The organism is Deinococcus sp. (genome assembly GCF_018260405.1).
Classification (GTDB): Bacteria; Deinococcota; Deinococci; order Deinococcales; family Deinococcaceae; genus Deinococcus.
In genome coordinates, this window is sequence record NZ_JAGLBG010000003.1 from 48,469 (window position 1) to 71,412 (window position 22,944).

General features: G+C 65.1%; 20 protein-coding genes. 8 read left to right on the top strand and 12 right to left on the bottom strand.

Features of this window, described 5'->3' with window-relative positions; all coding sequences use genetic code 11:
• Positions 1-85: 85 nt before the first annotated feature.
• Positions 86-2,278, bottom strand: a complete 2,193-nt coding sequence (locus tag QZ269_RS01025) for an APC family permease (protein WP_291423350.1) — start codon at positions 2,276-2,278, stop codon at positions 86-88.
• A 133-nt stretch (positions 2,279-2,411) separates the two neighbouring features.
• On the opposite strand from QZ269_RS01025, the gene QZ269_RS01030 reads away from it, so the two are divergent.
• The 6 genes from QZ269_RS01030 (at position 2,412) to QZ269_RS01055 (ending at position 8,810) form a co-directional block, all read left to right on the top strand.
• Positions 2,412-3,362 carry a site-specific integrase gene (locus QZ269_RS01030; protein WP_291423352.1) on the top strand — a complete coding sequence of 317 codons (951 nt, stop codon included), beginning with the start codon at positions 2,412-2,414 and terminating at the stop codon, positions 3,360-3,362.
• Between the two features lie 186 nt (positions 3,363-3,548).
• Positions 3,549-4,715 (top strand): acetyl-CoA acetyltransferase, encoded by a 1,167-nt coding sequence (locus tag QZ269_RS01035; RefSeq protein ID WP_291423354.1) that lies wholly within the window; start codon positions 3,549-3,551, stop codon positions 4,713-4,715.
• A 139-nt stretch (positions 4,716-4,854) separates the two neighbouring features.
• Positions 4,855-5,649 (top strand): 3-hydroxybutyrate dehydrogenase, encoded by a 795-nt coding sequence (locus tag QZ269_RS01040; RefSeq protein ID WP_291423356.1) that lies wholly within the window; start codon positions 4,855-4,857, stop codon positions 5,647-5,649.
• 200 nt (positions 5,650-5,849) lie between these two features.
• Entirely contained in the window at positions 5,850-6,299 is a 450-nt protein-coding gene (locus QZ269_RS01045; protein ID WP_291423358.1) for an Ohr family peroxiredoxin, read from the top strand.
• Between the two features lie 91 nt (positions 6,300-6,390).
• The gene (locus tag QZ269_RS01050; RefSeq protein ID WP_291423360.1) at positions 6,391-7,995 is read left to right on the top strand and encodes a carboxylesterase/lipase family protein; all 1,605 of its coding nucleotides are present in this window, start codon (positions 6,391-6,393) and stop codon (positions 7,993-7,995) included.
• A complete protein-coding gene (locus QZ269_RS01055) occupies positions 7,992-8,810 on the top strand; it encodes an MBL fold metallo-hydrolase (RefSeq protein WP_291423362.1) in 819 nt (272 codons plus the stop codon). The genes QZ269_RS01050 and QZ269_RS01055 overlap by 4 nt, the downstream gene beginning before the upstream one ends.
• A gap of 51 nt (positions 8,811-8,861) precedes the next feature.
• Here QZ269_RS01055 and QZ269_RS01060 read toward each other — a convergent pair whose 3' ends face one another.
• From QZ269_RS01060 to QZ269_RS01100, 9 genes are all read right to left on the bottom strand, one after another.
• On the bottom strand, positions 8,862-9,950 hold the full coding sequence (locus QZ269_RS01060; RefSeq protein ID WP_291423364.1) for a glycosyltransferase: 1,089 nt from the start codon (positions 9,948-9,950) through the stop codon (positions 8,862-8,864).
• A gap of 112 nt (positions 9,951-10,062) precedes the next feature.
• Positions 10,063-10,425, bottom strand: coding sequence for a hypothetical protein (locus tag QZ269_RS01065; RefSeq protein WP_291423366.1), 363 nt, complete (start codon positions 10,423-10,425; stop codon positions 10,063-10,065).
• A gap of 26 nt (positions 10,426-10,451) precedes the next feature.
• A complete protein-coding gene (locus tag QZ269_RS01070; RefSeq protein WP_291423368.1) occupies positions 10,452-11,132 on the bottom strand; it encodes a 1-acyl-sn-glycerol-3-phosphate acyltransferase in 681 nt (226 codons plus the stop codon).
• On the bottom strand, positions 11,129-12,601 hold the full coding sequence (locus QZ269_RS01075; protein ID WP_291423370.1) for a carotenoid biosynthesis protein: 1,473 nt from the start codon (positions 12,599-12,601) through the stop codon (positions 11,129-11,131). Before QZ269_RS01075 ends, QZ269_RS01070 begins: the two co-directional genes overlap by 4 nt.
• A gap of 7 nt (positions 12,602-12,608) precedes the next feature.
• Positions 12,609-14,174, bottom strand: coding sequence for an NAD(P)/FAD-dependent oxidoreductase (locus tag QZ269_RS01080; RefSeq protein WP_291423372.1), 1,566 nt, complete (start codon positions 14,172-14,174; stop codon positions 12,609-12,611).
• Between the two features lie 160 nt (positions 14,175-14,334).
• On the bottom strand, positions 14,335-15,459 hold the full coding sequence (locus QZ269_RS01085) for a cytochrome P450 (RefSeq protein WP_291423374.1): 1,125 nt from the start codon (positions 15,457-15,459) through the stop codon (positions 14,335-14,337).
• Complete coding sequence (locus QZ269_RS01090; RefSeq protein ID WP_291423376.1) at positions 15,456-15,953, bottom strand: DUF4385 domain-containing protein; 498 nt, start codon at positions 15,951-15,953, stop codon at positions 15,456-15,458. The genes QZ269_RS01085 and QZ269_RS01090 overlap by 4 nt, the downstream gene beginning before the upstream one ends.
• Positions 15,934-16,569 carry a class I SAM-dependent methyltransferase gene (locus QZ269_RS01095; RefSeq protein WP_291423378.1) on the bottom strand — a complete coding sequence of 212 codons (636 nt, stop codon included), beginning with the start codon at positions 16,567-16,569 and terminating at the stop codon, positions 15,934-15,936. The genes QZ269_RS01090 and QZ269_RS01095 overlap by 20 nt, the downstream gene beginning before the upstream one ends.
• Positions 16,566-17,129, bottom strand: coding sequence for a PadR family transcriptional regulator (locus QZ269_RS01100; protein ID WP_291423380.1), 564 nt, complete (start codon positions 17,127-17,129; stop codon positions 16,566-16,568). The genes QZ269_RS01095 and QZ269_RS01100 overlap by 4 nt, the downstream gene beginning before the upstream one ends.
• A gap of 61 nt (positions 17,130-17,190) precedes the next feature.
• Here QZ269_RS01100 and QZ269_RS01105 point away from each other — a divergent pair, with 61 nt between their 5' ends.
• Together QZ269_RS01105 and QZ269_RS01110 are read left to right on the top strand one after the other, a co-directional pair.
• A complete protein-coding gene (locus tag QZ269_RS01105) occupies positions 17,191-18,150 on the top strand; it encodes an alpha/beta hydrolase (protein WP_291423381.1) in 960 nt (319 codons plus the stop codon).
• A 55-nt stretch (positions 18,151-18,205) separates the two neighbouring features.
• A complete protein-coding gene (locus QZ269_RS01110; RefSeq protein WP_291423383.1) occupies positions 18,206-19,159 on the top strand; it encodes a phytoene/squalene synthase family protein in 954 nt (317 codons plus the stop codon).
• A gap of 118 nt (positions 19,160-19,277) precedes the next feature.
• On the opposite strand, the gene QZ269_RS01115 is transcribed toward QZ269_RS01110, so the two are convergent.
• Together QZ269_RS01115 and QZ269_RS01120 are read right to left on the bottom strand one after the other, a co-directional pair.
• The gene (locus QZ269_RS01115; RefSeq protein WP_291423385.1) at positions 19,278-19,436 is read right to left on the bottom strand and encodes a hypothetical protein; all 159 of its coding nucleotides are present in this window, start codon (positions 19,434-19,436) and stop codon (positions 19,278-19,280) included.
• Between the two features lie 43 nt (positions 19,437-19,479).
• A complete protein-coding gene (locus tag QZ269_RS01120; protein ID WP_291423386.1) occupies positions 19,480-22,896 on the bottom strand; it encodes a DUF3616 domain-containing protein in 3,417 nt (1,138 codons plus the stop codon).
• Positions 22,897-22,944: the final 48 nt, after the last annotated feature.

Here is a 22,944-nt window from a genome sequence, read left to right on the forward strand (position 1 = left end):
CGTTCAAATGGAATGTCCCCGCCGTCTAGTGTCTGCATGGTTCAAGTGTCTGCGTGATTCAGTTGTCTGCTTGCGCCCCAGGAATTTAGCCGCCGACGTGAACGATAGGGCGACGGGCCCGGTCCGGCTCGGCTCGGCGCAGAATCTCGCGGGTAATCGGCGGCACGTCTCCGCGCCCGCCAATCAGGAAGTCCATCAGCAGATGAATGGGGTCTTCTTCGGTCCAGCGCATGTAGACCTGCGGGGGCACACCGTCGCCGCGCAAATTGAGCATCACGGCGGCGATGGTGTTGGGAATGCTGGAACCACGCGCCTTGAGAATACTGTACGGGCCGACCATCAAGCCGGAAACTTCGACCACGTCGGTAAATTCACTGGCGTCGTCCAGTTCGATTTCCAGGAAGATAAAGGGTTCGTCGGCGGGCAGGTGAACCATCTGGCGCACGCCCATTTCCTGCTTGCTGTACTCATCAATGGTGGTGCGGCCCGGGTGATGCGACACCAGACGAATAGGCCGCACCGGAAAATGACGCAGGAGGGTTTTGGCCGATTCGTCGAACTCTACGCTGCTGACGCGCAACTCGAACGAGCGCGAGGCCCGCGAAGTCACCCCGACGCTCAGCACCAGAGCAATAAACACCAGAGCGATATAGAGGCCCTTGGGATCGCTAAGAACCGTGACGGCGCTGGTGTAAATAAAGATGGCGCTGATGATGCCGAACATGATGGCCTCGGCCCGGTGCTTGCGCCGCAGTGAAATCAGGGTCACGGCGACAGCGGCGCTGGTCATCATGGCGAGCACGCCCGTGGCGTAGGCGGCGGCCTGCGCGTCTACATTGGCCTTAAAGACCAGCGTGACCGTAAAGGCGATCACCACATACAGCAGCACCAGCGGGCGGTGGGCGCGGCTCCAGTCGGGGGCCATGCCGTAACGCGGCAAAAAGCGCGGCACGATATTAAGCAGTCCGGCCATGGCCGAGGCCCCCGCGAACCAGAGAATCAAGATGGTCGAGATGTCATACGCCGTGCCGAACGCCCCGCCCAGCCGCTCGTGCGCCAGGTAAGCCAGGGCGCGTCCGTTGGCTTTGCCTGCCGGGGTCTCCACATAAACTTTGGTGGTCGGGCCTTGCGGCGTCACCGTGACGTTAATCGGCATCTGGCCGCCCACCGTATCCGCCTGCAAGGTGTAAGTTCCCCTCTGAGCCGCTGGAATGTGCAGGGTATAGACGTCGCGTGGGGTGTTCGGATTGTCCAGTGGCACGTTCACGGTGGCCCGGCCAGCTTGCAAGTCCGACGAATTGACCTCATGCGTCACGCTGGTTCCGGCCCAGAATTCGTGGCGGGGAATAAGCAGTGTGGTGACCAGCGACGAAGTGACCAGGAGCACGCTCATGATGCTGGCGGCCGTGGTCAGCAGTTTCTGGCCGTTGCGAATGCGCCCAGCAGGATTGGCCTCGGTATCGGTGGCGTCGCCCTGAACCAGAGGCATGACCACCACGCCCGTCTCGAAGCCCGAAAGCCCCAGGGCCAGTTTGGGAAAGACCAGCAGCGCCGCGCCGATCAGGGCCAGGGGAGAGCGAAAGCCGGTGCTCAGCATGTCGCGCCAGTGGCTGATCACCTCAGGGTGCGCGTTGATCTCGGCCAGACCTTTAAGAATAACGACCACGCTAAGGCCCAGGTAAACGCCGACCAGCACCACGGCAATCCCAACCGCTTCCTTAAAGCCTTTGAGAAAGACCGCGCCGAGCAGCGCCAGCATAACGAGCGTGACCGCCACCTGTTTACCGCTCAGTACGCCGCTCACCAGCGGGTTTTCGACCAAGTGCGCCGCCGCGTCGGCACCCGAGAGGGTGATGGTGATGATAAATCCAGTCGCCACGAAGCCGATCAGAATCAGAACCAGAATCTTGCTCGGCCAGTACGACAGCAGCCGCTCGAGCATACTGATCGAGCCGTCGCCGTGCGGGCTTTCGACGGCCACGCGGCGGTACATGGGCAGCGCCCCGAACAGCGTGACCAGCACCAGCACCAGCGTGGCGATAGGGGCTAAAATCCCCGCAGCCAGCGCCGCAATGCCGGGCTGATACCCCAGCGTCGAGAAGTAATCCACCCCCGTCAGGCACATGACCTTCCACCAGGGTTCGGTGTGAGCGTGGGCCTTGACCTCACTCTCATTTTCGTAAAATCCCTCGGGCTGTGGCGGGGTTTCTTCTTCCTGTAAAAGCCACTTACTGAGGCGGGCTTTCAGGGAACTTGGTGGGGGATACGGATCAGGCATGATGGCCAGAGTATTCCCCGGTGAGCAGGGAAAAGAAAGGGGGCCAGTTATGAATGGCGATTTAAGTCAAGGTGAACGGAGGTTTACTCTTGAGGGTTTTCATACTAATCAGACTTAGTTCTAAAATAAGCGTATGTCTGGTGAACTCGTTCCTGTCCAAACTGCCCTAAGCTTTGCCGACCTCACCGACCAGAGCTTAAGAGTTCGGGCCGTCGAGGCGGCGGCCACTTACGACACCGGAGCGCTGGTGCTGGTGCTGCTGGCTTACATGTCCACGTCGTCTCGCAAAAGCGCACGCACCAGCCGCAAGACTCTGGACGCCTATTCGCTGGCCGTGCGGGATTTCGTTCCCTGGGCTAGCGAGAACGGCATGTCGCTGCTGCGCCCAGGCAAGCGGGATGGTGGGCGCTACCTGGCTCACCTGCAACGGAGGCCTACGGCGGGCAAAGGCAAGCAGGGAGTGCTGTCGGCGGCCACTATCGCCCAGTACACGGCGGGCGTGCGGGCACTGTACCGCGCCCTCCGCTGGGCGGGGGCCACTGAAGCGCAGCCCTTTGAAGATGTGTACGTTCCCAGTGACCCCACGCCTGGCATCGTCAAGAACCCGCCTTATATGGAAGAAATAGACCCTGTGCTGCTTCAGGCCGGGCCACGTCTGGAGGCCCTGATTGTGCTGTGTTCCCACGCTGGCCTACGCGCAAGTGAAGCGCTGGCTGTCCGGCAGGGCGATGTTCAGGGCCGCACCCTGGTGGTTCAGGGCAAAGGTGGAAAGGTCAGAAGGGTGCCACTGGGAGCGCGGGTCAGGAAGGTGCTGGAAAGCCTTAGCCCAGTGGATACGGATGGTCACTATTTTGACTGGGATTACGGGCAGGCCGCCTACCGCGCCACAAAAGCCTTCAAGGCTGCTGGGTTCGAGTGGCGCGGCTTCCACGCCGCCAGAAAGCACTCAGGCACGCGGCTCTATCAGGCGACACGGGACTTTACACGGGTGGGGCTCTTTCTGGGGCATTCCTCGGTCGATACCACGCGCCGCTACGTTGCAGTGCAGGATAACGATGTCGCGGGTGAGGTCGAGGACTGGTAAGCGGCTGGCAGCCAGGGGCGCAGACAGGACGGGAGCGCGGCGGTATAGCCCTGGTACACTTATGCCCTACATCAGTACACAGGAAGCCGGGACAGCAGGCGGCCCCGAAACCCCAGCGTCCCTGAACCCACAGGCAAAATGCTCTAGAGTAAATTCACCCCAATTGCGGCGCACAGGAGGACGTTTATGAAGCCTTACATGGTTGGCTGGTCACATCTGCCTTTCGGCAAACACCCCGAACTGGACCTTGAAGCCCTGATTACGCACTCGGCACGCGGCGCACTGCAAGACGCGGGGCTGGCCGCCGGGCAGGTGGACGGCATCTGGCTGGGCCAGCTTAACGGCGGTTTTGTGCCTGACAATTTCTGTGCCTCGCTGGTGCTTCAGGCCGACGACGAATTGCGCTGGACGCCTGCTACGCGTGTCGAGAATGCCTGCGCTTCCGGGGCCGCAGCCATTGACGCCGCTTGCAACGCTATTGAGGCGGGCCGCGCAAAGGTCGCCCTGGTTGTGGGAGCGGAGAAGATGACCGGCATTTCCGGCCCCGAGGTGACGCGCGTGCTGGGCAACGCCTCTTACGTGCGCGAAGAAGCCGCCATCGGACTGACCTTTCCCGGCATCTTTGGCATGATCGCGCAGCAGTACTTTGAGCGCTACGGCGACCACTCCGCGACCATGGCCCGCATCGCCGCCAAGAACCACGCCAATGGGGTTCGCAACCCCTATGCCCAGATGCGTAAGGATCTGGGATTTGACTTTTGCAACACCGTGTCCGACAAGAACCCCATGATTGCCGCGCCGCTGCGGATGACCGACTGCTCTCTGGTTTCCGACGGAGCCGCCGCGCTGGTGCTGGTCGACGAGTCGCTGGCCGACCAGTTTCCGCGTGCGGTGGGGTTCCGGGCCAGGGCGCAGGTCAACGACTATCTGCCGATGTCGCGCCGGGACGCCGCCTCGTTCGAGGGGCCCCGCCGGGCCTGGGAGCAGGCACTGAATCAGGCGGGTTGCAACGTGCATGACCTGTCGTTCGCCGAAATCCACGACTGCTTTACCATTGCCGAACTGCTCACCTACGAGGCGATGGGGCTGGCCGGGCCGGGCCAGGGCGAGCGCCCGCTGCTTGACGGCACGGTGTACCCTGGCGGCGCACTGCCCGTGAACCCGTCGGGCGGCCTGAAAGCCAAGGGCCACCCCATCGGCGCAACCGGCGTGTCGATGCACGTGCTGTCGGCCATGCAGCTGTGCGGTGAGGCCGGAGATCTTCAGGTGCCGGGGGCCAAACTGGCCGGGGTGTTCAACATGGGCGGCTTGGCGGTCGCCAACTACGTCAGCATTCTGGAGCGCCGCCACTGAATCTGGCCCCTGCCTGCTTGACGCAGTTCGACTTTCCAGACTCGCCGCCCAGGGACAACTGCTGTGCGGTGCTCAAGGCCCGACTCCGCGCCCGTTTTCGCCCAGTATCCAGCCTCATGCTCTCCCCTACCCCTAAGAGGTGAACGAAGTGAATCTGAAAGGCAAAACCGCGCTAGTGACCGGCTCAACCCAGGGCATCGGTCTAGCGGTCGCCCAGGCCCTGGCCCGCCAGGGAGCCGACCTTGCCCTGCACGGCCTGTGTACGGTGCAAGAAGGCGAGGAGCAGGCGGCGTTGCTCAGTCAGGACTGGCAGGTACGGGTACGCTTCATGCCCGCCGACCTGAGCAACGCCGCCGAGGCGAGGGCGCTGGTCGGACAGGTGAGCGCTCACCTTGGCGGTCTGGATATTCTGGTTAACAACGCGGGCATCCAGCACACCGCGCCCGTCGAGTCGTTCCCACTGGAACAATGGGACGCGGTTCAGGCGATCAACCTGCGTGCCCCGTTCCTGCTGACCCAGGCCGCCGTGCCGGAACTGCGGCGGCGCGGCTGGGGCCGCATCGTGAACGTCGCCTCGGTACACGGACTGGTCGGCTCGGTGCACAAGGCGGCTTATGTGGCGGCCAAGCACGGGCTGGTCGGGCTGACCAAGGTGGTGGCGCTGGAAACGGCGACCGACCGCATCACCGTCAACGCCATTTGCCCGGGCTGGACCGAAACGCCACTGATCGAGCCACAGATTCAGGAACGCGCCGCCAGGCACGGCGGCGACCGCGACGCCGGAGTACGCGACCTTCTGGCGGCCAAGCAGCCGAACCTGACCCTGCTGCCCACTGCGCTGATCGGTGAAGTGGTGGCCTTTTTGTGCAGCGAGGCCGCTAGCGGCATCACAGGAGCCGCGCTGCCGGTAGACGGTGGCTGGACCGCCCAGTAGAGGCGGCTCTGTGTGGTAGAGGCAGCTCTGTGTGAGGGCGGCTGACGCGCTGGCATCGCATGTCAGGAAATCACGGTGCGGGCACAAGCCACTGCTGTACAAGTCGTGGGCTTAATTCTTTGTTGGGACATGACCCGCTTTCTCGGCGCCCTGGGTTTTGCGCCTATAATTGCAAATTGCAATCAATAAGGAGAATCCAGATGACCCAGACCGAGCAACCCCAGACCGAAATGAAGAAACTGTTCACCACGTCCTCTATTGCCACCGGTGGCCGCAACGGCGACGTGTACCTGGGTGAGCAGCGCCTGCACCTACAGACCCGCCCCGCCCACAGCGAGCGTGAAGGCACCGACCCCGAGGAGATGTTCGGAGCGGGCTACGCGGCCTGTTTCCTCTCGGCCCTGGGTGAGGTGGGCCGCCGCCAGAGCGTGAACACCAGCGCGGCGCAGGCCAAAGCGTTTGTCAGCCTGTACGCCAAAACCGAAACCCAGTACGTGCTGGGCGTGGAACTGCACGTCTATATTCCCGAGCAGACCGCAGAAAAGACCCACGAACTGCTGGAAATCGCCCATCAGGTCTGCCCGTATTCCAACGCCACTCGCGGCAACATTGAAGTCAAGCTGGTCGCCGAAACCGCGCCGCTGCTCTAAGCTGAGTCTGAACCTGGGCCCCTAACCTTGCGGGCCGTGAGCCACCAACACACTCTGGTGCTTACGGCTCTATCCCATTTCTGGAGATGTCATGGTGATTCATAAACTGACTGCCGTTTCTATTGCAGGTCTGCTGGGCAGCGCTTGTGCGCAGCTCTCGCTCACGCCGCTGCCTGCCGCTGCGCCTGACCCGGCCACCCGGATAACGGCCCCTGCTGGCCCGCTGGTGGGGTCAATGGCCAATGGTCTGAGCGTCTGGGAAGGAATTCCCTACGCTCAGCCGCCGGTCGGGGCGCTGCGCTGGCGCTCGCCTCAGGCGCTGCCTGCCTGGACTCAGGAGCGCCCGGCCCTGCAACCCGGCGCGGCCTGCCCGCAGTACCTGAGCTTGCCTGGACAGACGCAGGGCATAGTGCGCGGCGCAGAAGACTGCCTGTTCCTGAATATATACGCCCCGGCCAACGCCAAAAACCTACCCGTGATGGTCTGGATTCACGGCGGCAGCTTTACCACTGGCGCGGGCAGTGATTACAACCCCCGGACTCTGGCCCGCGAGCAGAACGTGGTCGTGGTGACGCTGAACTACCGCCTGGGAGCGCTAGGCTTTATGGCCTTGCCTGGGCTGGAAGAAAACGGGTCGGTCGGGAACTATGGCCTGCTTGACCAGCAACTGGCCCTAAAATGGGTGCGCCAGAACATCGCTGCATTCGGTGGCGACGCGGCTAACGTGACTGCTTTCGGCGAGTCGGCAGGCGGCATGAGCCTGTGCCAGCACCTGCTGATGCCGGGTGCCCGTGGCCTCTTTGACAAGGCCATTATTCAAAGCGGCCCCTGCCTGGACGCGCAACTGACCGCGCCGCGCAACGTGGCGGTGGAAAAGAGCATCAGCGCGGCTGAGGCCCTGGGCTGTACGCCTGCCGACGCCGCCTGTTTACGTGCGATCCCGCTGGAAAAAGTGGTGCAGGCTCAGCCCAAGGGATTGCCCGCCAATGTCGCTTTCCCGCCGCTGTACGGCGACCCCACGCTGCCCGCGTCGCCTAACGCTGTGTTCCGCCAGGGGGGCAGTCCAGCAGCGGTGGCTCCCGTGCCGCTGCTGATAGGCAGCAACCAGGACGAGGGCACTATCTTCGCGGCCTTCGCCAGTCAACCGGGGCGCGATCTCAACCTGGCGGAATATCTGGGCGCCAACTATGTCTTTGGGGGCATCAGCGCCGTCTTCAAGGGGCTGAAATACTACCCGCCGCATAACTACCCTACCCGTGCGCTGGCTGCCGCTACGCAGGCCACTGACAGTCTCTTTGCCTGCCCTACCAGCGATCTGGCCCGTGGCCGCAGCGCACAGGTGCCGGTCTACGCCTACGAGTTTCGTGACCCTAGCGTGCCATACAACCAGTACCTGCAACCCAGCGTCGCCGTGCCAAGCTTTGGGGCCTACCACTCGGCAGAGGTCGCGGGCATCATGGGCGCTTCGGCGGCCCTGGGCGACTATTCGCGCTTCTCGGCGGCGCAACTGGCCCTCAGCCGAACCATGCGGACCTACTGGGCCAACTTCGCCCGCACGGGAAATCCTAACGGCGCAGGTCTCACCGAGTGGCCCCGGCTGAACGCGGCAGGCAGCAACGTGATGGCTTTCCACCCCGAGAAGGTCGGCGTGGTGGGCGATTTCCGCACCTCTCATCAATGCGAGGTCTGGCAATGACCCTCTCCCCTGCGGCCTACCCCTCCCTGCTGGGCGGCACCACGTTCCTGCGGCCCGATGTGGTGCAAGTCCGCCTACCCATCGTCAATGCCTATTTCCTGGGACAGCCGGGCGGCGAGTGGGTGCTGGTGGATTCCGGCACGCCGCTGGACGCTGGCTTTATCGGGCGGGCGGCCCAGCAGATTCACGGCTCACGTCCGCCCAGCGCCATCATCCTGACCCATGGCCACGTTGACCACGTGGGAAGCGTCAAACGGCTGCGGGAGGCGTGGCCCGTGCCGGTGTACGCCCACGCCACCGAACTTCCCTTTCTGACTGGGCAGGCTAAATATCAGCTGGGTGGGCGCAGCAGCGCGGCCCCTGACCTGCGGCCCCACGTTCACGCCCTTCCTGGCGACGGCAGCGTGCCCCACCTGCCGGGCTGGCGCTGGGTGCCCACGCCGGGACACACTCCGGGGCATCTGTCGCTGTGGCGTGAGGCCGACCAGACCATCATCGTGGGCGACGCCGTCAGCACCGCGAATGCACGCAACCCGGTCAACCTGTTCACGGGCGAACCGGCCCGCATCTCGCACGCTTTTCTGTACCAGTCACGCAGCGACGGGCGTGCATCGGTAGGCCGCCTGGCCGACTTGACTCCCGAATTGCTGGCGGTTGGGCACGGCAAGGCGTTGAGCGGCCATGATCTGGGCGCGGCACTGCGGGAGCATCAGGCGCATTTTGACGACCCCGCCCCGCACTCCTCGGCGTTGCCTCTGTTGGCGCTGGCTGCGGGTACCCTGGGCCTGCTGTACTGGCTGTCCCGCGAGCGCTGAGTCGGTACGGACTGCCGAGAGCGGAATAGAGCGCAGTCCGTAGGGCCTGTCTTACACCTCATACTCACGGCCCTTCCAGCGCGTGCGTTTTCTGATGGCCGTCCAGACGACGGGCACGTAAAACAGCGGCTGTAGGGGCGTCATGCCGACCTCGGCCAGTTCGGAGGTGCGGTTGCGGCCCGTCAGCCAGCGCACCGCCAGCGATTCCAGCAGGCCCAGGGCGACCAGACCACGCTGCCGACGCAGCAGGGGCAGGGTGTAGAAAACGGCTTGCAGGACGGTATTAACGACCAGCAGTTCACGACGCCCGCCATGCAGGGGCAAGGCGCTCCGGGCCAGGCCGCGCACCGATTGCGGGTAGGACTGATACATCCGCACGCCGATAAATTCGCGGCCCAGGGCCAGACTCAGCCGTTCTCCCGCCCCCTTGACCCGCCGGGCAAAGGTCACGTCTTCGAGCAGCTCGGCCTGAACGCAGGCGTGCCCACCAAGCTTCTCGTAAGTCGCCCGCCGGAAGGCCATCACCTGCCCGTTGGCGGCGGCGGCGGCATAGGGCAACCGCAGCAGGGGCGCGGGAAACAGGCTCAGGATGGTCGTGTCCACCTGCGGCGTCAGCAGCCGCTCGCCCAGGGTGCGGTTGTCCTGCCTGGGAAAGATACTCAGCAGCCCGGCCTGGGTGCGTTCTAACTCGGCCACGACAGCCCTCAGTGCGCCCGGATGCCAGTGAACGTCCGCGTCGGTAAAAATCAGCAGCTCACCGTGCGCGGCCTGTCCCAGTTGCTGACAGGCCCAGGTTTTGCCGACCCAACCTGCCGCAAGCGGCTGCCCGCTGATGACCCGTGCTCCCAGCTCCCGCGCCACCTCAACGGTTTTGTCGGTGCTGCTGTCGTCCAGCACAATGACTTCCAGCGCTCCCTGAGCCAGCAGCGGCGGCAGGGTTTCGCGCAGGTTGTGCGCCTCATCGCGGGCCGGAATCAGAATAGAAGCGCGGCTGGGCCGGGCCGGGTCAGTGGCCGCCTTCAGCCGGGGAAAGGTAAAGGCATTGACCAGCAGCGTGCCGAGCTTGACGGCAAAAAAGCCCAGGGTCAGGCCGTTGATCAGTCTGTCGGCAAAGGGCGGCCCGTCATCACGCCGTTGCATACGGACTCCGGTTAAGCGGACGCCTAGAGCTGAGCAGGGCAAAGAGAACTGTCAGGCGTGCAGTGAGCACCCCCGTCCCTGGGAGAGTTGTTAACGAAGCCGTCTGAATCATTTAGCGGCCAGCCCGGTACACCGCCCACATCAGGAGCGGTTGCAGCGGCAGGCGGGCCCAGGTGACCCAGCGCGGCACACCAAATTTTTCGGGGTACTGCGCCATGTAGATGTTGGCCGGATAGACCGCCAGCAGCAGCGCCAGCAGGCCCCAGCGGGCCGCCGGGCGGGTGGCGGGCAAGAGCAGCCCGATTCCGCCCGCAATTTCGGCCACGCCGCTGAGGGCAGTGGCCTGACGCGGCGTCAGGGGCGTGGACGGCGGCACAATCTGGTCGAAGGCGGCGGGGCGCACAAAATGCAGCAGCCCCAGGCCGACAAACGAGGCCGCCAGGACTTTTTCACGGGGCTTGAGGTCACGGGTCATACGTTATTCTGCCCTACAGCAGACATTTACCCTCTACTTCTCGTACCGCCTAGCCACGCCAGCATTCTCGACGGCCAGTCCACCCGGTTATGACGGCTCGCCCGCCCGCGTAGCAGGCACAGATAGCCGGGCGGCGGCTGGTCGGCAGGGACTGTTTTCAAATCCTCTTCAAGTTGCGCCAGCACAGCCGCCAGGGCGCTTTCCAGCTCGTTGGGGGCGCACGGCTCACCCAGGCGCAGAAACGCTTCCGGCCACTGCGACCCGCGCAGCACTACCCGCACCGCGACGGGAAACAGCGCGACATGCTCACGCCCGGCCAGCCACGCGGCGCCCGGGTGCAGCGGCAACAGGGCCGCCGGGTGCCGGATTTCGCCCGCCGGAAACACCACCGCCCACTCACCAGCACGTAAGCCACGCCGCAGCGAACGAACTTCACGCTGCCCGCGCGCGCCAATCAGGCGCAGGAAGGGAAAGCGGGCCAGTTGCGCGTCGGTCATCATGATTTGAAAGGGGTGAAGGCAAGCCCAGCCCAGTTCGGCCAGCAGGTAACCGTCCCACCAGGAAGCGTGATTGGGGGCCAGCAGCGCCGCGCCGCGTGGCACCCTACCGTACAGCCACACCCCCGCGAGGCTCCTGCGCAGGTTTTGCCGGATAGAGCGGCGCACCAGCAGAGTGATCCACCAGTGATTCAGTCGGCCCCAGTTCATGCCCGCCACCGTGCCAGCGCCAGCACCAGCCCTAGCGCCCCCAGCATCACCAGCAGCGTGACTGCTGCCGCGCCCGGCATCCCCAGCAGCCACAGGCCAGCAGGCAAAAACAGCGCCTCTACTGGCAGATAATGCCCGAAATCCAGCCCCGAAACAGGTCGCCGCAAGGCCGGGGCCAGCCGGACAAAAGCCCAGCTGAGGGCGCTGCCGACCACCCACCAGCCCAGAAAATTCTGGAGCGGTGCCCCGGCCCACAGCGGGCGCGGGTCATGCCACGTCCAGAAGTGCTGGGAGGTCATCAGCGGTTCCAGGCCCACATCCCAGGCGACCAGCAGCAGGCCCGCCAGCAGGGGCCGCCCGCCCGCGAACCGGGTCGCCAGGAGGCTCAGCGCGAACCAGCCTAGCAGCACCAGCAGCGGCACGCCCAGCAGCGTGGGGCCGGGTGCGCCCGCGTAACTGTAGCGGCCAAACGGAACTCCGGTCTGAGACCCCAGGTATTCCACCGCCCAGCCAGCGCCCAGGCCCAGAGCGGCCATTCCCAGTGCCCTTGTCCAGCCCGCCCGCGCTTCCCCGCTCAGGCCAGCGGCGTAACTTAGGGCCGCGCCGCACAGGGCCAGCATACTCGCCGTCGCCAGCAGCGGAAATCCGGCGGGCCACAGGGGAACCGGCACTTTCAGCAGCAGCGAGAGGGCGCTCAGGATCAGCCAGGGCTTGAGAAGGGGAAGTGAGCGCTCCAGCCGCCGCCTAGATTCGGGGTGCAAGAAGAGCAGCAGCCCGGTCGACACCAGCAGGTTGGTCGTCAGAAAAAACAGGGCTTCTTCAAAAGGCAGCGGCCCGGCGTACAGCCCAAGCGTATACCGCTGCGCGATGTGCCAGATGCCTTCGTGAATGGCGAAAGCGTCGGTCAGCCACAGGTAAAGCGTGGGCAGCAGCGTGGCTGTCCAGAACAGGCGCGGACGGCTGAAGACCAAATCCCCGCTGAAAGCCCATTGCCCCGCCAGCACCGGGTAAGCCCAGCCCAGAATGAGGCCCAGGTAAAAGGACTGGGGCTGGCGCAGACAAAACGCCCCTAGCAGCGCCAGCCCCAGCAGCAGCGCCGCGCCACCCCAGCGCACCCAGGGGGCAGCGGGCGGCGCACTCTCGCGCTCACGCCGCAGCAGCCACAGGGTAAACAGGCCCGTCATAAGCGTCTGGAGAACGAAGAAGGCATATTCTTCGTAAGGCACGTACCCGATGCGCCCCAGCACCCGCTCCGGCGGATAGCTCCAGACACGCTTGAACACCAGGTAGTTGTCCCAGGGCGTGGTGTACACGAATGCCACCGCCACCAGCCCCAGCAGCCAGCCGCGCGTCCAACGGTCATCCGCGTTCAGAAGGCCCGCTAGCGGCCCGGCCCGGCGCCGCGTGAGGTACAGCAGCAGCGCTAGCACGGGAACGATAAAGGTGAGGTGGTACTGGAGGTAGGTCATACTACACTCACTTCCACCCCCGCCGCGTGAGGTCGCTGATAATCACCCGCGCCGCCGTGCGCCCGCTCGCGCCCATGATGCCGCCGCCGGGGTGGGTGCTCGCGCCGGTCAGGTATAAACCCCTAACTCCCGGCCAGCGGTACTGACTGGCCTCCAGCCAGGGCCGGAAGGCAAACATCTGGTCAATGGTCATTTCCAGGTGCATCACGTTGCCCCGGTGCAGGCCCAGATTCTGCTCTAGCCACAGCGGGGTCTGCACCAGTTCGCCCACGATGTTCTCGCGGGTGCCGGGCGCGTAGTGCTCGAAGGCACTCAGCACGTTCTCGCGGGCCTCGGCGGTGCGCGTCTCCCAGTTGCCGGACGCCAGTTCATAGGGGTAATACTGCGCCCAGAGCCACAGCACCTCGCCACCAGGCGGCGCTAGCGAGTCGTCCACGGCGCTGAAAGTCATGGCAATCAGCGGCGGGTCGGTGGTCGGCTCACCAGCCAGATATTCGCCGTAGCCTTTCATCAACTGGCGCTCGTTTTTGATGAGCAGGCCCAGCCCGACGCGACTGTTCTTATGAAAATGAGCGGGTTCATGCTCCGCGCGGTACTTGACCTGCTGACTCAGGGCGAGACGCAGAATCAGGCCGAAGCCGTTGCCCACGCGTACCTCACGCGCCGCCGCTGGCACATATTCGTCTGGCAGTGCCGCCGCCGTGGTCAGAATGTGTGTGCCAGACACCACGGCGCGGGCGGTATAGAGTTCACCGCTCTCCAGCCGGATGCCCTGCGCCCGGCCACCCGTAACCAGAATGTCCTTCACGGGGGCACTGGTAAAAATCTGCCCGCCGTGTGCCTCAATAGCCCGCGCCAGCGCCCGTGTTAGTCCGCCGCTGCCGCCTTTGGGCCGGGCCACGCCACCTTTGTGGTACAGCGAATGCCACAGCAAAAAGGGCGCACTGATGGGGTCTGTGGGCGGGGGACCACTCTGGGCCGCCATCCAGTTGAGCGGCGCACGCACGCGCTCCTCGCTGAAATACTCCTTCGCCACCTCGCCGTAAGGCCGCAGAATACGGCGCAGGCGTGCGCCCGCGTCGCCGCCTTTACCGCTGCTGACGGCCATTTTCCCCATTTCCAGCGGCCCCGGTGCCGACATGAACAGCTCGGCCACCGACTCGGCAAAGGGTGTCCAGTCGTTCAGAAAGCGGGTGTAGGCCGCGCCCTGACCCGGAAAGAGATTGTCCAGTTCGTCGGCGGTGCGGCCCGCGTCGCGCCACATGAACCAGGGCGTTTCGCCGCCGGAAGCGTGAAACATCGGGTCAAGTTCCAGGTAATGGAGGCCGTAGCGCGTCAGCTCCAGCTCCTGCACCACCGGGGTCAGCCGAATCAGGATGTGGGCGCTGCCGCCGTAGTCAAAGCGGTAGCCGGGCACCAGTTCCTCGGTGCTGACCGCGCCGCCGACGATGTGCCGCCGCTCGAAGACCGCGACTTTCAGGCCCGCTTTGGCAGCGTAGGCGGCGGTAATCAGCGCGTTGTGGCCCGCGCCCACCACGATGAGGTCAAAATCTGGTCGGAAAGCGGCAGGCATAAGCCCAGCATACAGAGCTGTCCCAGACTGCGGCGGTGTGCCGTTGCATTCTGCTGTTCGTGCTGGCCGGACTTGCCAAGAGTGGTGGGCGGCTCCCTGGCGCGGCTGTGGCTGCTTCAAGCGCGGCACTGCCTGACACCGGTACTGACCCCGCGCTAGTTTAGCGGTGTTCCAGCCACAGTGGGCCACGCGGCCCCAGCGTCAGGCCCGGCTGCGGCGTGGGCCGGCCCCAGCGTACCCGCAGCGGCGGAGTCTGCGCCAGCACGGTCAGAATCAAACTTTGCGCCAGGTGCATTCCCAGGCAGGTGCGCTCGCCGCCGCCGAAGGGCAGGTAAGCCCAGGCGGGCGGCTTGGATGCCCAGCGTTCGGGCTGAAAGTCCCGTGGAGCGTCCCACAGCACCGGGTCACGCCCCGACAGATACGGCGCATACAGCGCCAGCGTGCCTTTGGGGATGTGAATGCCCTCCCACACCAAATCCCGGCTCACCCGGCGGCTGCCCATCCAGCCGGGCGGGTACAGCCGCAGCACTTCCTTGAGCAGCGCGGGATGCTGCTGGGGGGTGGGCCACCGCGCACAGCAGGCCGCGTACCACAGGCAGTAGGCCAGCGCGTGAGTCACGGTATCGTGCGCCGCCGCCAGCGAAATCCGGGCTTCCGTCAGGCCGTCTGGAACGCCCAGCAAAAAAGTCAGCAGGTCGGGACGCGGCGCACTCCGGCGCCGCTGGGCCAGTCGGCGCAACTCGGCGTCCACCCGGCAGCGGGTCAGCGGTTGCGGCAGTATCGGCACCGGAAAGGCGCGGCGCAGCGGGGCCAGAAAGGTGTGCAGCAGACCTTCGTCAAACTCGCCGCTAAAGTACGCAGCATTCAGCATTTTCAGGGCGGCGAGGTCGGCCCAGGCCAGGGCGTCATATTGCCGGGGCATGGGCGGCATGGCCACTCGCATGGCGTCCACTAGGTTTCCTACCTCTGGGCGCGAAAAACCGGGGTTCAGTTCACGCCGCCGCCCAGCATGTTCCGGCGCGTCGGTCAGGATGATACCGCCCGCCAGGTGGGGCACCAGCCGCGAGAAACTGCCCACGCTGCGGAAGGTCTCCAGGTCACCTAGCAGCTTTCTGTTCCACTCGGGCGAGAAGCCCACCACTGCACGCAGCCCTAGTTGTAGCCCGAAAAGTCCCCGGCGCCCCGCCAGCGCCGCACCTTCTTCCAGCAGTGGCAGAGGCTCCGCGCCCCAGCGTGGCAGGTGGCCCAGTCGGCCCTCGGCGCGCGGCACCGGTAATGTGTTCAACCGTAACGCCCTTTCCACTCTTTTTTCTGCGTGGCGTACTCGGGGTTGGCCTCGGCCTCGTCCCATTTCGCCTTAAAAATCCGGGCGGCCTCGGCCTTGACCGGGTCTTCGGGGGCGCGGGGTAACTCGGCGCGGCCATGCGCTCCCGACTGACCTTTCTTGTCGTCAGGGACGGGGCCATCATACTTTTTGCCGCCTTTGTGGTTGGCGTAGCGCCGGGCGCGGGTGTAGCCCATCTGGAGAAACTTGCGGGCCATGTCCGCGCCCACAAAGTCCCCGGCAGCCAGGTACTCCAGAAAGAGGCCGTAGATTTTTTCACTGCTCTCGCGGGCCTTTTCAGGGGTGGCGAACTTCCAGTAGGGCAAAATCTCGCCCTTGTAGGGTTGCACCAGCAGCACGCCCTGTTCCCCGATGCCCACGCGGTAAAGCTCCGGCTGCTGGCGCAAATTCAGTTCGGCGTAGTTGAGGGTGTAGTCAAATTTGGGGCGTGGCACGCTTCTCCTTTTGTAGCAGCGCAAATTCTACCTGCCCGAAGTGGGCCGCGTGGGTCAGCCGCAGCTCCGGCACCTGGCGCTCAATCCAGCTCAGGTCGGGGAAGGTCAGGCCGCCCAGTCTGGCCAGAATCTGCTGACCCAGGCCGCCGCCACTCGCCGCGTACATCAGCCACAGCCGCCCGCCCGGTTTGAGCAATCGCGCCGCCTCGCGCAGCAAAGCCGCCGGGTCAGCCGTCTCGTTGAGGGTCGCGCCGATGGTCAGACCGTCGTAGTTTCCCGCCTCCAGGCCAGTCTTTTCGGCATTCAGACACAGCCAGTTCACCGCGCCCCGCTCCCGCCGCCGCGCCGCTTGCAACATGGCCGGGCTGATGTCCAGCGCGTCTACTCGGCACCCGGCCCGCGCCAGTACGCCAGCGTAAAAGCCGGTGCTGGTGCCGACATCCAGCCAGTGTTCGCCCGGCAAAGGCTGCGCCAGACCCAGAAAGAGCCGCCTCTCGCGCTCCAGACTGAACTTTTCGCCGCTGAGCAGCATCAGCGAACGCGCTCGCCACCAGCGGTAGCCCCAGGCGGTAAGTGGCACAAAATTGCTGCGCTGGGCGCGGGTCAGGCGGTTCACGGGGCCACCTCCCCGCGTTCCAGTTCGCCGACCCAGCCGCGCAGCCACTCCAGGTCGGCGCGGGTCAGGGCCAGGAGGCGGGTTTTGGGCCGTTTCATGCTCTGCGGGAGGCCAGGCAGCTCCAGCAGGCGTTCTTGCATCGCCACGCGGGCTTCAAGTTGCGCCAGCCGCTCCTGCGCGGCCATCAATCGCTCGGCGGCGGGCAGGTGCTCGCAGAATATGAGGGACACGCTGCCCGGCAGAATCAGGACTTCCTCGTGTGCCAGCCGGGCCTTGAGCAGTTCGAGGAAATGCGCGTGCCCCGCCTCGGTCAGCCGGTACACCTTGCGGGTGGGCCGCGCTCCGTGCTGCGCGGGGTGGCTGGCAATCAGGGCGTGCTGCTCCAGCCGGTCCAGCAGCTGGTAGGCCGTCGCCTTTTTAAGGTCAATCACGCAGCCCAGTTGCCGACTGATAAAGTCGTTGATTTCGTAGCCGTGCCGCTCCTGCGCGCTCAGCAGCCCCAGCAGTAGCAGCACCCGCTCATCGTCAGGAAGGGCAGGAAGAGAAATGAGGTCAGCCACAGTTCCTTAACTCTAATTGGTCAATCTTGACTATTCAATACCCGACTCATAGATTGAGGGCATGAGAAAGCGTCAACTCCTGTTGCCCCTCGCCCTTATGGTTGCGGGCGGCCTCCTCTTGAGCAGCTGTGCGCCTGCTCAGACCGCCCGGCCTGGTGCCGATGGTTATCTCTTGCGCCCTGCCCTAAGTGGCGAGCGCCGCAGTCTGAATCTGCCCGGCTTCGGCAAGATCGTGTATTACGCCGACTCGCGTGGCACGGGTCGCCCACTGGTGCTGGCGCACTCCATTAACGCCGCAGGCAGCGCCTACGAGATGAAACCCCTGTGGGACACCTACGTCGGCACCCGCCCGGTCTACGCGCTGGAATTTCCCGGCTTCGGCAGCAGTGAGCGCCGCGACGTGCAGTACACCCCAGAGCTGATGACCTCGGCCCTCCGCGCCCTGGTGGCCGAACTGGGAACCGATGTGGATATGGTCAGCCTAAGCCTGGGCAGCGAGTTTGCTGCTCGCGCCGCCCTGAGTGAGCCGCGTATCAAATCGCTGGCCCTGCTCTCGCCCAGCGGCTTTAGCCAGCCAAGAGGGTCCAGCCAGAGCGCGAACAGCAGCGAGCGGTATAACCGCCTCAGCGCCATTGGCAGTCCGCTGTACGCCGCCTTGCGCACCCGGCCCAGCATCCACTATTTCCTGAGCCGCAGCTTCCGGGGGCCGGTGCCCGGCGACCTGATTGACTACGCCATGGAGACCACCCGCCAGCCCGGAGCCAAGTACGCGCCGCTGCACTTCGTGAGTGGCCGCCTGTTCACGCCCGACGCTTACGGAGACCTGTACAGCAAACTGACCACGCCAACGCTGGTGCTGTATGACCAAGACGGCTTTGTGTCCTTTGAGCGCCTGCCGCAGTTCGCGCAGCAGCCCAACGCCACGGTGGTCAGGATTCCAGATACCGACGGGCTGGCCCACTGGGAAAAGATGAGTGAGACGAAGGCCGCACTGGACGCTTTCTGGGCTAAAATCAGGTAGTTCTGGCCTCGCCCCTACTGCCCCTTTTTCCGTTCCTGCCCCCTGCGGAGACTTTATGCCCTCACAGCCGCCTGCGCCGCCCACCGTCAGCCCGCCAAATTCCGCCCTGGCCTGGTGCCGCGAGGTCACGCGCATCCACAGCCACACTTTTTACCGTGGTTCGCTGCTCTATCCGCGCGGCCAGCGTGAGGCGGTCTGGGCGGTGTACGCGGCTTGCCGGGTCGGGGACGACATCGCCGACTCCGGCAAACCTCTCAGTCAGGCGCAGACCGAGCTGGACGGCTGGTGGGCGCAGGTGCAGGCGGCTCACGCTGGCAAGCCGGGCCAGAACGACATGGAGCTGGCGCTGGCCTGGGCTTTCGCCCGCTACCCGGTGCCGCTCTCGGCCTTTGCGGAGCTGTATGCGGGCTTTTGCATGGATTTGGCTGGGCAACAGTACGCCACTCTGGCCGACCTGGAACTGTACTGCCGCCGGGTCGCGGGCGTGGTGGGCTTCATGATCGCGCCTATCGGGGGCTACCGGGGGGGCGATGACACCCTGCGCTCGGCACTGGCACTGGGCAAGGCCATGCAACTGACCAACATCCTGCGCGACGTAGGCGAGGATTTGCGACTGGGGCGGCTGTATCTGCCCGCCGAGTTACTGGCCGAATACGGAGTGAACGTGGGTGACCTGAAGGCGGGCCGCGTGACCTCGCAGTACCAGGCACTGGTGGAGCACCTGACCTTACTGGCCCATGAGTGGTACGCGCAGGGCTGGCAGGGCGTCGCGCAACTTGAAGGCCGGGCCAGGTACGGGGTGGCGGTGGCCGCCCGCCTCTACGCCGGGATTCTGGAGGAGGTGAGAGCGAACGACTACGACAACCTGACGCAGCGAGCGCATGTGTCAGGACGGCGCAAGCTGTGGCTCACGGTGCACGAACTGCACAAGCACCACCCCCGGCCTGGGCTTTGCCCACTCAACTGGGTGGCCGGGGGCTACGCCCGCCTGCGCTCGGTGCGCCCATAGAGGCACAATTGGTTGCGCCGGAATTGAGCGGAGTCGCCCAAAAACGGTCTGCGCCACTGATAAAGGGAGCCTAGGGAAAGATAACTCTTCCCGTAGGCTCCCTTTGCGCGTCAGGTCTTCAGTAGGTGATTGTAGGCGTGGGCACCAGACCCGAGGTGCCGGGGCCGATCGGCAGGCTGTAAATCAGGGTCACGGCCTGCCAGCGGCCCAGGTTCTGTACTTTGGGAGGCGTATACGTGGGCTGCGGCGTGGGCTGTGCAGTGCTGGTTTTCATCATGTCATTTACTCCAAAAAGGGTCTGTTGGGTTTAAACACAAAGCTCAGGGGGTGGGGGCCAGGGCCACGCCACGCAGGGCGGTGTTAGTCTTGGCGGTGGTTAGCACGGTGGGCGCGCCGCTGAGGCTGCCCAGGTAGCCGCTGGCGTCGGTCAGTTTGACCAGCTGAGTGCCCGCCGCGTTGGTGGCGAACAGAGTCACGCTGTTGCCCTGCTGCGCTCCGGTCAGGCCCACATACTTACCACTGGCTGCGCCGGAGGTGACCCAGCTGCCGCTTTGAAGGCTGAATTTTTCGAGGCCGTTGGCCGCCGTGCCGTCAGCGACATACAGCGTGTCCAGGCCGGGCGTGCCGTCTAGGTCAGCCAAGTAGTAGCTGTAGCTGTCAGCGCTCAGGGTATCGCTCAGACCGGGCAGGCGGGCAGCGGTCTGGCCGGGGGTGCTTGGCAGGCCGCTACCGATGCTCAGCACGCCCTTGGTGCCGGTGACCGAACTGGAGGCGTAGAGCTGGCCGCCGTAGATGTTGAGCTGGCGCAGGTTGGCCGGGGTCGCCAGGATGTTCGTGGAGGTGGTGGCCCCCAGCGGCGCGTAGTTGACGCCGCCCGCCCCGCCCGCAATATAGAAGCTGCTGCCGTTGGCGCTGGCAACGCTGCGCGGATTGTTGCCGCTCACGGCGTCGGTCAGCGAGGTCGTGGTGTCCACGTTGCCCTGCGCATCGATGCGCCCGATGGTACGTGGCACAGCACTGGACTTGGTTCCTGACAGGCTGGCGCTGTAGGGCGCCGTGGTGCCGTAGCCGGTCAGTACCAGAAAGTGACCGTCAGCCGAGCGCGAGAGCAGGCCCTCACTGGTCGCCGTGCCGCTGGCGATAAGCGGCTTGTTGCTGCCGCTGGCGGCGGTGGGGAGGGCCACGCTGCTCACCAGGCTGCCATCGTTGCCGTTGTAGGTCTCTACGAAGACGGCGTTCCCAGTGTTAGCCAGCGCCGCGCCGCCGTCGCCCACGCGGTAGACCGACACGTTGGGCAGGCTGGTCACTGGGCTGGTAGGGGCATTGACCGTCGCGGTGGTCGTGGCGCTGACCGGCGCGCCGCTGCCAGGGGTCACTCCCGCAGTGATGGTCGCGCTGCCTGCGGCGACGGCGGTGGCCTGCCCCGCACTGGTCAGACTTAGGACGCTGCTGTTGCTGCTGCTCCAGGTAACAGAGACGGTGCAGTTGCTGGGCGTGGTGGTGTAGCTGGCCGTAAAGGTCTGGGTACTGCCCACAGTAAGCGTGGGGCTGGCCGGGGTAATGGTCAGGTTACTGACCGTGCAGCTCTGGGCGGGCAAAGCGCCAACGGTCACAGTCTCGGCGCGGAACTTCTGCCAGTCCTGGGCGGGGCCTACCAGATCCTTAGCCACGATGCCGTCACCGTAGAACACGCTGTCGCCGTTGTCGGTCAGCAGTTGCAGGGTCTGCCCAGTCAGCGCCTCGCTGTCAGGGTTCACGGCGGGCATATTCACGATGCTTTCCAGGCTGCCGTCCATGCTGGTCGCCAGACTCTGGAGGTCGTTGCGGAGGTGGGGCGCGTCGCCCGCCTTGCCCGACCACGAGTACAGCGCGAAGTTGCTGCCGCTCGTGGCTGGCCCGGCCAGAATCAGGCAGCCCTGGCCGTTGCACTTGAGTTCGCGGATGGCCCGCCCACCCAGGTCGAGCTGAATGGGCGGGTCAAAAGTGGCGCTGCTGGCCGCGCCCGTCACCAGGTCGACAAAGTTGGTCACCGGCACAATCAAGGCCAGGTTGCGGCTGCTGGTCGTTTCCAGCGGCGCACGGAAGCTGATATACGCGGTAGTGGTGCCCGGCTTAAAGGCCAGCCCCTCGATGTTGTAGCCCACGCCATCCAGTTCGGGAATCACGCCCGGCGCGGCGCTGGTGTTCAGCCCCAGCGCCGCGCCGTTGGCATGGTCCCAAGCCAGCAGGTCTTCACGCAGGCGGTCATAACGGCCCACGTAGCTCAGGGTGGTGGCCGCGCCGCTGCCGCTCACGTCGGTGGCGAACACGCGGTTGCGGTTGGTACGGACCGCGCCCTTCTTGCTGTTGCTCTCGGATCCCAGCCAGAAAATCCGGTTGCCCAGGCGGGCGCTGGCTTCCAGGTCAATCTCCGGGTTGGCCGTGTCGGTCAGGTTGAGGCTGGAGGTGAAATCGAACTTCGCCAGCGGCGCACTGGAGGTCGTGGTGGGGTACAGGTTAAGGGTATTGAACTCGTCGTCGGCGACCAACATGTAGCCGCCCAAATCCTGGGCACTGGAAGCATTGCTCTCATTGCTAAAAAAGCGCGTGCTGGCTGTGGCTCCCGCTGCCTGACTGGCCGCGTATTTGACAGTGTAGCTGGCGCTGGCGCGGGTGCCGTCGGCCACCGTGACGGTGATGTCGGCGTAACCTGCTTTCTGGGGGGCAATCTTGAGGGTGCGGTTCGCGCCGCTGCCGCTGAGGCTGACCGTTGCCACGCTGGAATCACTGCTGGTCGCGGTGACATTCAGGCCCGCCGCATCGGTGTCGCTGGCAGCCACCGTGAAGTTCAGGCCCTGCACCGAGGCCGGGTCAGTAGGGTCGCCGATGGTGCCAGTCACGTAGGCGGGGCCACTGGCAGGCAGCTTCACGTTGGGGTTGGCTCCGGCCTGCGGGGCAATCGCCACGGGCACGTCTATGTTGCTCACCGCCGTAAAGACTACAGTATAGAAAAACGGGTCGGTGGTGCCGGACACGGCAGGCATCTGGGTGGCAAAAGTTACGTCGCTGCTGGCTCCGGGGGCCAGGGTGCTGCCCGTCTGCCAGCCGCTCCCCGAGAGGCCGCCCGTCCCCAGAACCAGACCCGTGGGCAGGTTGACGCCCAGGCCACTGGTGTTAATTGGCACATAGGGCGTGGCCGCGCTGTCCACTGCGCCGCTGGCGTCACGCGCCTGAATCGCAACCAGCGAAGCCGCCTGGCCAGAGGCGTCCGAGCCGTCGAAATGCTTAAGGTCCTTGAAGTAGGTTGCGCCCACGGTCGGGGTGGTGGCGGGCGTAGCACTGGGGGCAGCGTCGGTGTCCAGCGGCACGAAGCCCAGGTTGCTGATAGGCTGTCCCGAATGGTTGGTGACGTGGTAGGTCACGCGCACATACCACTGCCCGTTCATGTTCAGCGTGCCCGACGATACGTAGCTGAACGCCAGCGGCGCGTCAGTCATGCGGGTGGCCTGAGCACCAAGTTGGCCCGGCGTAATGACCGACGACACCAGTTTGCCCTGACCGTCACGCTTGAACTGGAGTTCGTAGGTGCGGCCCGCCGTGAGCACGGGTTTAGCAGGCTGGGCCGTGGTGCTGGGCGTGGTCGGCGCGTGAGCAGCCGGTGTTGGCGCGGGGGCGGCGCTGTGCTGGGCACACCCGGCCAGCAGCAGGGCAGTTAGGAGCGACCAGGTGAGCGGGGTCGTTTTCAGGCGGTTAGTCATTTTCGGCCTTCCTTGGTCAAGTGGCTGAGTTCAAGCAGTTGAGGTCAA